10 protein-coding genes are annotated in these 10877 nt (G+C 71.5%); 7 read left to right on the forward strand and 3 right to left on the reverse strand.

The window, feature by feature from the left end; genetic code table 11:
- Nucleotides 1–109 precede the first annotated feature (109 nt).
- The 3 genes from ACZ5U5_RS18845 to ACZ5U5_RS18855 all read left to right on the forward strand — a co-directional run bounded on the left by ACZ5U5_RS18845 (nucleotide 110) and on the right by ACZ5U5_RS18855 (nucleotide 4430).
- Complete coding sequence (locus tag ACZ5U5_RS18845; RefSeq protein ID WP_363208889.1) at nucleotides 110–931, forward strand: purine-nucleoside phosphorylase; 822 nt, start codon at nucleotides 110–112, stop codon at nucleotides 929–931.
- 461 nt (nucleotides 932–1392) lie between these two features.
- Nucleotides 1393–3036, forward strand: a complete 1644-nt coding sequence (locus tag ACZ5U5_RS18850) for a phospho-sugar mutase (protein ID WP_469023718.1) — start codon at nucleotides 1393–1395, stop codon at nucleotides 3034–3036.
- 143 nt (nucleotides 3037–3179) lie between these two features.
- The gene (locus ACZ5U5_RS18855) at nucleotides 3180–4430 is read left to right on the forward strand and encodes a hypothetical protein (RefSeq protein ID WP_469022852.1); all 1251 of its coding nucleotides are present in this window, start codon (nucleotides 3180–3182) and stop codon (nucleotides 4428–4430) included.
- Between the two features lie 9 nt (nucleotides 4431–4439).
- Here the strand turns inward: ACZ5U5_RS18855 and ACZ5U5_RS18860 are convergent, their stop codons facing one another.
- Entirely contained in the window at nucleotides 4440–5099 is a 660-nt protein-coding gene (locus ACZ5U5_RS18860; RefSeq protein WP_469022854.1) for a PH domain-containing protein, read from the reverse strand.
- Nucleotides 5100–5221: 122 nt separating this feature from the next.
- Between ACZ5U5_RS18860 and deoC the strand changes: the two genes are divergently transcribed.
- From deoC to ACZ5U5_RS18875, 3 genes are read left to right on the forward strand one after another with little or no spacing between them, the layout of a single operon-like run.
- Nucleotides 5222–6181 (forward strand): deoxyribose-phosphate aldolase, encoded by a 960-nt coding sequence (deoC, locus tag ACZ5U5_RS18865; protein ID WP_469023720.1) that lies wholly within the window; start codon nucleotides 5222–5224, stop codon nucleotides 6179–6181.
- 3 nt (nucleotides 6182–6184) lie between these two features.
- Complete coding sequence (locus tag ACZ5U5_RS18870) at nucleotides 6185–7624, forward strand: aldehyde dehydrogenase family protein (RefSeq protein ID WP_469022856.1); 1440 nt, start codon at nucleotides 6185–6187, stop codon at nucleotides 7622–7624.
- Nucleotides 7617–8507 (forward strand): aldehyde dehydrogenase family protein, encoded by an 891-nt coding sequence (locus ACZ5U5_RS18875; RefSeq protein ID WP_469022860.1) that lies wholly within the window; start codon nucleotides 7617–7619, stop codon nucleotides 8505–8507. Before ACZ5U5_RS18870 ends, ACZ5U5_RS18875 begins: the two co-directional genes overlap by 8 nt.
- Nucleotides 8508–8607: 100 nt before the next feature.
- Here the strand turns inward: ACZ5U5_RS18875 and ACZ5U5_RS18880 are convergent, their stop codons facing one another.
- Nucleotides 8608–9012, reverse strand: a complete 405-nt coding sequence (locus tag ACZ5U5_RS18880) for a hypothetical protein (protein ID WP_469022863.1) — start codon at nucleotides 9010–9012, stop codon at nucleotides 8608–8610.
- Nucleotides 9013–9135: 123 nt separating this feature from the next.
- Here ACZ5U5_RS18880 and ACZ5U5_RS18885 point away from each other — a divergent pair, with 123 nt between their 5' ends.
- Entirely contained in the window at nucleotides 9136–9774 is a 639-nt protein-coding gene (locus tag ACZ5U5_RS18885; protein WP_469022866.1) for a uridine kinase family protein, read from the forward strand.
- Nucleotides 9775–10000: 226 nt separating this feature from the next.
- Here ACZ5U5_RS18885 and ACZ5U5_RS18890 read toward each other — a convergent pair whose 3' ends face one another.
- Entirely contained in the window at nucleotides 10001–10780 is a 780-nt protein-coding gene (locus tag ACZ5U5_RS18890; protein ID WP_469022868.1) for a SigE family RNA polymerase sigma factor, read from the reverse strand.
- Between the last annotated feature and the right edge of the window lie 97 nt (nucleotides 10781–10877).

The raw sequence follows: 10877 nt of genomic DNA on the forward strand, positions 1-10877 counted from the left end.
CGTTCCCCTCCCGCTCCGGGGCTCTCGTCGGAAACGACAAGACAACGATCCGAATCCCGTGAGCATCGTCATCTACGCGCGTAGGGCGAGAGCGGCTACTCTCGTCCGCGTGAACGCTTCAGTTATTTCGGACGACCAGGGCGACCCCTACGCCGCCGCCGACGCCGCCGCCACGCGCCTGCGTGAGCTGACGGGCGCCGAGACCCACGACGTGGCCCTCGTGATGGGCTCCGGCTGGGCGCCGGCCGTGGACGCCCTCGGCGAGCCCGACGCCGAGTTCCCCGTCACCGACCTTCCCGGCTTCCCGATGCCGGCGGTGGAGGGACACGGTGGCCGCATCCGCTCCATCAAGATCGGTGAGAAGCGTGCCCTGGTCTTCCTGGGCCGCACCCACTACTACGAGGGCCGTGGCGTGGCCGCCGTCGCGCACGGCGTGCGTACGGCGGTGGCCGCGGGCTGCAAGACGATCGTGCTGACGAACGGCTGCGGCGGTCTGCGCGAGGGCATGCGTCCCGGTCAGCCGGTCCTGATCAGCGATCACCTGAACCTGACGGCCACGTCGCCGATCGTCGGCGCGAACTTCGTGGACCTCACGGATCTGTACTCCCCGCGGCTGCGCACCCTCTGCAAGGAGATCGACCCCTCCCTCGAAGAGGGCGTCTACGCGCAGTTCCCCGGCCCGCACTACGAGACTCCGGCGGAGATCCGCATGGCCCGCACCATCGGTGCGGACCTGGTGGGCATGTCGACGGTCCTCGAGGCGATCGCCGCGCGCGAGGCGGGCGCGGAGGTGCTCGGCATCTCCCTGGTCACGAACCTCGCCGCGGGTATGACGGGTGAGCCCCTGAACCACGAGGAGGTCCTCCAGGCGGGCCGCGACAGCGCCACGCGCATGGGCGAACTCCTGGGCGACGTCTTGGGCCGCATCTAGCTTTTCCTGGCGGGGCCGCCTTGGCCTGTGGGGCGCTTCGGTTGGCCTGGGGCTTTCCCCCCGGGGAGCGCCCCTGCACTGTGCCTTGGTGGCCCGGAGCGCTGGTTGCCGTACAGGCCTTCCCTCCCACCCACCCGTTTGCCCCGCAGCATCGAGCCCACCCATCGTTTACCCCGCAGCGTCGGGCAGGTGCGTAAGCCCGTGCCGCCGCGGGGTGAACGGGTGGGTGGGAGGGAAAGATCCACCGCGAAGCGGTGGGACAGAAAGGCCCCACCGGGCCGCACCAGTCAGCCGCACACCCGGCCCAAGCCAGGCAAGCCCCCCGGCCCGCAACGGGTAGACGCACCGGGGGCCGCCCCGGAACCCAACCGCCCGGGCACCCCACCCCGCACCCGCCCCGGGCTCGGGTAGCCATACCCGGCCCGCACAGAACCCCGCATACGAGAGGCTGAAGAACCGTGCTGGACGACTCCGAACTCATCGCGCGGGCCCAGGCCTGGCTGGCCGAGGACCCGGACATCGAGACCCGCGAGGAACTCGCGAAGCTCATCGACACCGCGGACACCGAAGAGCTGACCGCCCGCTTCAGCGGCACCCTCCAGTTCGGCACCGCAGGCCTCCGCGGCGAACTCGGCGCGGGCCCCATGCGCATGAACCGCTCCGTGGTCATCCGCGCGGCAGCAGGCCTCGCCGCGTACCTGAAGGCCCAGGGTCAGACCGACGGCCTCGTCGTCATCGGCTACGACGCCCGCCACAAGTCCGCGGACTTCGCGCGCGACACCGCCGCCGTCATGACCGGCGCCGGACTCAGGGCGGCGGTGCTCCCCCGCCCGCTCCCCACCCCCGTACTCGCCTTCGCCATACGGCACCTCGGCGCGGTCGCGGGCGTGGAGGTGACGGCGAGCCACAACCCGCCGCGCGACAACGGCTACAAGGTCTACCTGGGCGACGGCTCCCAGATCGTGCCGCCCGCGGACGCGGAGATCGCCGCGCAGATCGACGCGGTGCCGAGCCTGCACGACGTACCCCGCCCGGAGTCCGGCTGGGAGACCCTCGGCGACGACGTCCTGAACGCCTACCTGGCCCGTACGGACGCCGTCCTGGCCCCCGGCTCCCCCCGTACCGCCCGCACCGTCTACACGGCGATGCACGGCGTCGGCAAGGACACCCTCCTCGCGGCGTTCGAGCGGGCCGGGTTCCCCGCCCCGGAGCTCGTCACCGAGCAGGCGGAGCCCGACCCGGACTTCCCGACCGTCGCGTTCCCCAACCCGGAGGAGCCGGGCGCGATGGACCTCTCCTTCACGAAGGCCCGCGAGGTGGACCCGGACCTGATCATCGCCAACGACCCGGACGCGGACCGCTGCGCGGCGGCGGTCAAGGACGGCCCCGACGGCACGGACTGGCGCATGCTCCGGGGCGACGAGGTCGGCGCACTCCTGGCGGCGCACCTCGTGCGCAGGGGCGCCCGCGGCACGTTCGCCGAGTCGATCGTCTCCTCGTCCCTGCTCGGCCGGATCGCGGAGAAGGCGGGTCTCGCGTACGAGGAGACCCTCACCGGCTTCAAGTGGATCGCCCGCGTGGAGGGCCTGCGCTACGGCTACGAAGAGGCCCTCGGCTACTGCGTGGACCCCGAAGGCGTACGCGACAAGGACGGCATCACGGCGGCGCTGCTCCTCACCGAGCTGGCGTCCGAGCTGAAGGAGCAGGGACGCACGCTCCTCGACCTCCTGGACGACCTGGCCGTGGAGCACGGCCTGCACGCCACCGACCAGCTGTCGGTCCGCGTGGAGGACCTCTCGCTGATCGCGGACGCGATGCGCCGTCTGCGGGAGCAGCCCCCGACGGCGCTCGCGGGGCTGCCCGTGACCAAGGCCGAGGACCTCACCCAGGGCACGGACACGCTGCCGCCCACGGACGGCCTGCGCTACACGCTCGACGGGGCCCGCGTCATCGTGCGCCCGAGCGGCACGGAGCCGAAGCTGAAGTGCTACCTGGAGGTGGTGGTCCCGGTCTCGGCGCGGGACGGACTGCCCGCCGCCCGCACCGAGGCGACGGACCGCCTCACGGCGATCAAGCGCGACCTGTCCGCCGCCGCGGGCATCTAGCGAACGCCCGCAGGCGGGTGGCTGCAGCTCAGCCACCCGTCCGGGTGGTTCGGTCGGCGCAGCCGCCGCAGTGATCCGGTGCGCTGCCGGTCCCCCAGGAAGGGTGACCGGCAGCGCACGATCACGTTCCAGGAGCTGCCGCAGTGCCGTACGGACCGACCCCTGAGACCACCCCGACCGCACCGGTGTCCGCCGCGACACCCCGGGTCGTCGCCCCGCCCCGCCGCCCCCGCAGCACTCCGGGCCGCTCCCCCGGCCGCCGCGCACGCGCCCTCCGCGCCCTGCGCCGCGCGACGCCCGCGCTCCTCGCGTACGCCGCCGTACGCCTCTTCGGCGCCCTGGTCTTCGCCGTGTGGGCGCGCAGGGAGCACCGGGACGTCTGGCATCTGCTGGCGGAATCGTGGGACTGCGACTGGTATCTGAAGATCGCCGACAAGGGGTACGCGGACACCCTGGGCACGCAGGTCGACGCGAACAACCTCGCCTTCTTCCCGCTGCACTCGCTGCTCATCAGGGCGGGCACTCTCCTCGTCCCGGAGCCGCGCGGGGCCGTGGGGCTCGCGATCGCCGTCGCCTGTTCGTTCCTCGCGGCGTGGGGGATCTTCGCGGTGGGCGACCGCCTGTACGGACGCAGGGCGGGCGTCCTGCTCGCCGTCCTCTGGGGTTCGCTCCCCGTCGCGCTCGTGCAGTGGATGGGCTACACGGAGTCGCTCTTCACGGCGCTCACCGCGTGGGCGCTGTACGCCGTGCTCACCGGGCGCTGGGTCTGGGCGGCTTCGCTGACCGCGCTCGCGGGGCTGACCCGCCCCACGGGAGTGGCGCTCGCGGCGGCGGTGTCCCTGACGGCGCTGCTCGCGCTGTGGCGCGCGCGCCACGGAGGGGGCGGCACCGGCCGCCGCGTACGCATGCTCGTGGGCGCCCTGCTCGCCCCGCTCGGCTGGCTCTCGTACGTCGGCTGGGTGGGGCTGCGACTCGGCCGCTGGGACGGCTACTTCGCCGTACAGAAGCTGTGGCACAACGAGTGGGACGGCGGGGCGGCGACGCTGCGGACCGCGACGGACCTGCTGTCGGAACAGCGGCCGCAGCTGTTCCTGATGATGGTGACGGCGACGCTGCTCGCGTCGGTGGCGCTGTTCGTCCTGTCGGTGGGCGACCGGCAGCCGCTGCCGCTCCTTGTCTTCACGGGCCTGCTGCTCCTGATCGTGCTCGGCAGCAAGGGGGTCTACTTCCCCCGGGCCCGCTTCCTGCTCCCCGGCTTCCCCCTGCTGCTGCCGCTCGCGGCGGCGCTGTCCCGCGCGCGGACGCACGTCGCCGTGACGGTGACGGTGGTCGCGGCAGTGACATCGGCGGCGCTCGGCGGCCACATGCTCCTTGCGTGGATGGGCCCACCGTGAGCGCGGTCGTCAGCCGACGGCCAGCACCACCACGAGCAGCACCGCACCGGCCACGGCGGGCGCGAGGATCTCGTAGCCCCAGCGCACCACGGGCTCGCCCTGCGCGGACTTCGCGGTGGCACGCTGCTCGGACAGGTCGCGCAGGTCGTCCATGATCTGGTCCCCCGCGGCGCGCGGGGACGACGAGTGCCCGGACCTCAGCGAAGCCCGGAGACCCGGGCCGCCGACGCTCGGGTCACCGGCGGCCGCCCCCTGCGCACTCCTCCGCGCGGCCTTCTTGCGGCCGCGCAGGGAGACCGGGATGGCCCAGAGCTGGTATTTGGTGCCGGCCTGCGTGAAGACCTCGTTGGAGTACCCGGAGCGCAGCCCCGAGACGGACGCCCACGGCAGCGTGATCGTCCGGAAGGGGTTGCGGATGCGCAGCCGGTCGTCGTTGGCGTACACGGCGGGGCGCACGGTGAAGGCGACGACGACCGGCACCGCCAGGAGCAGCCCGGCGAGCGCGAGCCACGGGGTGCGGCCCTCCCCCCGGATCATCGCGTCGATGCCGAGCCAGCCGCCGAGGGCGAGCAGCAGGACGCCTCCGGCGATGCCGCCGGACGACCGGTAGGTCCGGTCTTTGTACTCGGGGTACTCGGGCTCCGCCACGGGGGGCTGGGGGTCGGTCATACCCCTGATTCTGCCTGAGGTCCGCCCCGGGGCTCCCGCGGGGACGTCCGCCCGACGGATCACCCCGGAGTGACCCACCTCTGTACAGCCGCTACGCGCGTAGATATGCTCCCCTCGTGACCATGCCCCATGCATCCGCCCCCATCGCACACGCGCTGACGGACGTCACAGCGTCGGACCGCACGCTGCGCCGCTTCCTCCACGGGCTGCCCGGCGTCGACACGGTCGGCCTGGAGGCACGCGCCTCAGCGCTCGGCACCCGTTCGATCAAGACGACGGCGAAGGCGTACGCCATCGATCTCGCCATCTCGATGATCGACCTGACGACGCTGGAGGGCGCCGACACCCCGGGCAAGGTCCGGGCGCTCGGCGCGAAAGCCGTGAACCCCGACCCGACCGACCGCGGCACGCCGAGGACCGCCGCGGTCTGCGTTTATCCGGACATGGTGGCCACCGCCAAGGAGGCCGTCGGCGACAGCGGGGTCAAGGTCGCCTCCGTCGCGACCGCCTTCCCCGCGGGCCGCGCCGCCATCGACGTGAAGCTCGGCGACGTCCGCGAGGCCGTCGCGGCGGGTGCCGACGAGATCGATATGGTCATCGACCGCGGCGCCTTCCTCGCGGGTGACTACATGACGGTGTTCGAGCAGATCCGCGCCGTGAAGGAAGCCTCCGGCGAGGCCCGGCTCAAGGTCATCTTCGAGACCGGCGAGCTGTCCACGTACGACAACATCCGCCGCGCCTCCTGGATCGGCATGCTGGCGGGCGCGGACTTCATCAAGACCTCGACCGGCAAGGTCGGCGTCAACGCCACCCCCGCGAACACCCTCCTGATGCTGGAGGCCGTACGCGACTTCCGCGAGCAGACCGGGGTACAGGTCGGCGTGAAGCCCGCGGGCGGCATCCGCACCACCAAGGACGCGATCAAGTTCCTCGTCCTGGTGAACGAGACCGCGGGCACGGACTGGCTGGACAACCACTGGTTCCGTTTCGGCGCCTCATCACTCCTCAACGACCTGCTGATGCAGCGCCAGAAGCTGGCCACGGGCCGCTACTCCGGCCCCGACTACGTCACGGTGGACTGACCCATGACTTCCACGCCCTTTGACTACGCACCCGCTCCGGAGTCCCGCTCCGTCGTCGACATCGCGCCGTCGTACGGCCTGTTCATCGACGGCGAGTTCGTGGAGGCGGCCGACGGCAAGGTCTTCAAGACCGTCTCGCCCTCCACCGAAGAGGTCCTCTCCGAAGTCGCGCAGGCCTCCTCCGAAGACGTCGACCGCGCGGTGAAGGCCGCCCGCAGGGCCTTCGAGAAGTGGTCGGCGCTGCCGGGCGCCGAGCGCGCCAAGTACCTCTTCCGGATCGCCAGGATCATCCAGGAGCGCAGCCGCGAACTGGCCGTCCTGGAGACCCTCGACAACGGCAAGCCCATCAAGGAGACGCGCGACGCCGACCTCCCCCTGGTCGCCGCGCACTTCTTCTACTACGCGGGCTGGGCCGACAAGCTCGACCACGCGGGGTACGGCGCGAACCCGAGGCCGCTCGGTGTCGCGGGCCAGGTCATCCCCTGGAACTTCCCGCTCCTGATGCTGGCCTGGAAGATCGCCCCTGCCCTCGCCACGGGCAACACGGTCGTCCTGAAGCCCGCCGAGACCACGCCCCTGAGCGCCCTGTTCTTCGCGGACATCTGCCGCCAGGCAGGCCTGCCCAAGGGCGTCGTCAACATCCTTCCCGGGTACGGCGACGCGGGCGCGGCCCTCACCGCCCACCCGGACGTGAACAAGGTCGCCTTCACCGGCTCGACCGCCGTCGGCAAGGCCATCGCGCGCCAGGTCGCGGGCACGGACAAGAAGGTCACGCTCGAACTGGGCGGCAAGGGCGCGAACATCGTCTTCGACGATGCCCCCATCGACCAGGCCGTCGAAGGCATCGTCACCGGCATCTTCTTCAACCAGGGCCAGGTCTGCTGCGCGGGATCGCGCCTCCTCGTACAGGAGTCGGTCCAGGACGAGGTGCTGCACGCGCTCAAGCGGCGGCTGACCACCCTGCGCCTGGGCGACCCGCTGGACAAGAACACGGACATCGGCGCGATCAACTCCGCCGAGCAGCTCGCCCGCATCACCGCGCTCACCGAGACGGGCGAGGCGGAGGGCGCCGAGCGCTGGTCCGCTCCGTGTGAACTGCCGTCCTCCGGCTACTGGTTCGCGCCGACCCTCTTCACGAACGTCACGCAGGCGCACACCGTCGCCCGCGACGAGATCTTCGGCCCGGTGCTCTCGGTGCTGACGTTCCGCACGCCGGAAGAGGCCGTCGCCAAGGCCAACAACACGCAGTACGGCCTCTCCGCCGGCATCTGGACGGAGAAGGGCTCCCGCATCCTCGCGGTCGCCGAGCGCCTCCGCGCAGGCGTCATCTGGGCCAACACGTTCAACAAGTTCGACCCGACCTCGCCCTTCGGCGGCTACAAGGAATCGGGTTACGGCCGCGAGGGCGGTCGCCACGGCCTGGAGGCTTACCTCGATGTCTGAGCAGCGTTTGAGCGTCTTCAAGACCTACAAGCTGTACGTCGGGGGCAAGTTCCCCCGCAGCGAGAGCGGCCGGGTGTACGAGGTGTCCGACTCGAAGAACAAGTGGCTGGCCAACGCCCCGCTGTCCTCCCGCAAGGACGCCCGTGACGCGGTCGTGGCCGCGCGCAAGGCGCAGGGCGGCTGGGCCGGCAAGACGGCCTATCTGCGCGGCCAGATCCTGTACCGCGTCGCGGAGATGCTGGAGGGCCGCAGGGACCAGTTCGTGCGCGAGGTCGCCGAGGCGGAGGGGCTCTCCAAGTCGAAGGCCGCCGCCGAGGTGGACGCCGCGATCGACCGCTGGGTCTGGTACGCGGGCTGGACCGACAAGATCGCCCAGCTCGTAGGCGGCGGAAACCCGGTAGCGGGGCCCTTCTTCAACCTCTCCTCGCCGGAGCCGACGGGCGTGGTGACGGTCGTCGCCCCGCAGAAGTCGTCGTTCCTCGGCCTGGTGTCCGTCATCGCCCCGGTGATCGCGACCGGCAACACGGCCGTGGTGATCGCCAGCGAGGACTCCCCGCTCCCCGCGCTCTCGCTCGGCGAGGTGCTCGCCACCTCCGACCTGCCGGGCGGCGTCGTGAACATCCTGTCCGGCAAGGCGGCGGAGATCACCCCCTCGCTCGCCGCGCACCAGGACGTGAACGCGATCGACCTCGCGGGCGTCGAGGACGACGACCTGGCCAAGGAGCTCGAGGTCGCCGCCGCGGACAACCTGAAGCGCGTCGTCCGTCCACAGCCTGTGGACTGGTCGGCCGATCCGGGCACACACCGTCTGACGGCCTTCCTGGAGACCAAGACGGTCTGGCACCCCACGGGTTCACTGGGCGCGTCCGGCTCCTCGTACTGAGGCCGCTCCAAGCCACCTGAAGCCACTGCGCACGGCGAAGCCCCGGTCCTCCTCCGTCCAGGAGGGCCGGGGCTTCGCCACACCACCGCGCGCCGAGCGGCTAGCCGGGCAGCAGCCCCGTGGCCGGACCCACCACCGGCAGGTCGCTCAGCGATCCACCGCCCTGGGCCAGCGGGGCGGTCAACGGCGCCGTCGAGACCGGCTTGAAGTCCGCGACCTGGGTGCCAAGGGCGTTGTCCAGCGGGTCGGATCCCGTACCCGCCAGCGGGTTGATCTTCAACTCCTTGACGGGCCCGAGCCCACCCCCGGCGACCTCCTCCACCGCCCGGAGCACCCCCGCGCCGGCCGCCGGCAGATTGTCGGAGGCCGGCGGCGTGGGGGCCGGCGCGGCGTTCGCCGTCGCCGCGCCGCCGATGCCGAGCGCCGTGCCCGCGACGGTGACCGTCAGACCCGCTCGCAGCAGGACGCGGGAGAGGTGCTTGGAGGCTGTTGCGTGCCGTGCCATGGGTTCCGCCCTTATCCGCTTGGGTAATCAGATGTGCACGTAGCGTAGTTGAGGAGCGATGCGGGTACCAAAGCCCTACCCTTCGGGTCGCCTGGGCGGGTCAATGCAGCACACTGTTCTCTCGTGAGTTCCCATCCCCCGATACCCACCCGAGTCGTGCTGCTCGCCGGCCCCTCGGGCTCAGGCAAGTCGTCGTTCGCCGCTCTCACCGGGCTGCCCGTCCTGTGCCTCGACGACTTCTACAAGGAGCACGACGACCCGACACTGCCGCAGGTCCCCGGCAGCACGGACATCGACTGGGACTCCCCCGACTCCTGGGACACGGACGTCGCCGTCGCCGCCATCGAGCAGCTGTGCCGCACGGGACGTACGCGCATCCCCGTCTACGACATCGCCACCAGCTCGCGTACGGGCGAGACGGCGATGGACATCGAGCGCACACCCCTCTTCATCGCCGAGGGCATCTTCGCCGCGGACATCGTGGAGCGGTGCCGGGAGATCGGGGTGCTCGCCGACGCGATCTGTCTGCGGGGGCGGCCGTCCACCACCTACCGCCGGCGGCTTCTGCGCGACCTGCGCGAAGGCCGGAAGTCCGTGGCGTTCCTGCTGCGGCGCGGGTGGCGGCTGATGCGGGCCGAGCGCGCGATCGTCGCCCGGCAGACCGCCCTCGGCTGCCATCCCTGCGGGAAGGACGAGGCCCTTGGCCGGCTCGCGGCGGCTGCCGCCGGGCGGTGCGCCAAGGCTCGCGCCGACGCCGCGTAGCTCCGCGGGGGGAGCGGCTCACCAGACCCAGAGCGCCGTTCGCGACGGATCTCTCCCACCCACCCGCCCGATCACCCCGTACCAAAAGCAGAAGGACCGGAAAGACCCCCCGGCCTTCCGGTCCCGCCACTTGTTTCCCCCGTGGATCCCCCGTGATCCCCGTTTTTCCCCCGTGTCCCCCCTGCTACCGCCGCCTCCCCCCGGGAGCGGCGGCCCCCCGTGATCCCTAGGCGACCAACTCGCCGAAGGACTCCTCCTGGTCACGGCCGAAGCTGAGGACGTCGTCCTCGCGCAGCCGGCGCAGGGAGCGCCAGATGCTGGACTTCACCGTGCCCACGCTGATGTCGAGGATGTCGGCGATCTCGGGGTCCGTGCGGCCCTCGTAGTAACGCAGGACCAGCATCGTCCGCTGCAGTTCGGGGAGGCGGGCCAGGGCCTGCCAGAGAACCGCACGGAGTTCGGTGCCACGCATCGCGTCCGTGTCGCCCGCCGTCTCCGGCAGCTCCTCGGTCGGGTATTCGTTGAGCTTGCGGCGCCGCCAGGCGCTGATGTGCAGGTTGGTCATGGTGCGGCGGAGGTACCCGCCGACCGCGGCCTTGTCGCTGATCCTGTCCCAGGCCCGGTACGTCGAGAAGAGGGCACTCTGAAGCAGGTCCTCGGCCTCGAAACGGTCACCGGTCAGGTGATAGGCAGTTGCGTACAGGGAGGCACGACGCTCCTGGACGTAGGCGGTGAACTCCACCTCCGACGCTGTGGTGCGCTCCCCCGTGTCCTCCCTGTACGCGGCTCCCCCGTGAGCCCCCCCATCGGTTCCCCCGTCGTTCCCGCGGGTTTCCCCCGGGAACGCGTCAACCACCGTCATGTACGCGGTGTGCTGACGCCCGGTGCCGCGAGCGCACCCCCGCCCGCTCACGGCACCGGACTTCTCGTGCCTCTCGGCAGGCCGGATCACGTCGTGGAGACGCGTGATTACTGCGCTTGAGCTGGTGCTGTGCAGTGTGTTCATCTCGCGCCCCCCGTCGGTGGAGTCCGGCTTTTTCCGTGTGACCAGAACTCTGCCGGACCCACTTCATGACGGTGTCCGCCGACTGTCACAGGCCTGC

The organism is Streptomyces sp. NPDC033177 (assembly GCF_055577715.1).

Excerpts from the sequence above, each read along its gene's own strand:
- ACZ5U5_RS18860 (WP_469022854.1), bottom strand. The coding sequence starts at position 5,099 with ATGACCGACCCCCAGCCCCCCGTGGCGGAGCCCGAGTACCCCGAGTAC.
- deoC (WP_469023720.1), top strand. The coding sequence starts at position 5,222 with ATGCCCCATGCATCCGCCCCCATCGCACACGCGCTGACGGACGTCACA.
- ACZ5U5_RS18870 (WP_469022856.1), top strand. The coding sequence starts at position 6,185 with ATGACTTCCACGCCCTTTGACTACGCACCCGCTCCGGAGTCCCGCTCC.
- ACZ5U5_RS18875 (WP_469022860.1), top strand. The coding sequence starts at position 7,617 with ATGTCTGAGCAGCGTTTGAGCGTCTTCAAGACCTACAAGCTGTACGTC.
- ACZ5U5_RS18880 (WP_469022863.1), bottom strand. The coding sequence starts at position 9,012 with ATGGCACGGCACGCAACAGCCTCCAAGCACCTCTCCCGCGTCCTGCTG.
- ACZ5U5_RS18890 (WP_469022868.1), bottom strand. The coding sequence starts at position 10,780 with ATGAACACACTGCACAGCACCAGCTCAAGCGCAGTAATCACGCGTCTC.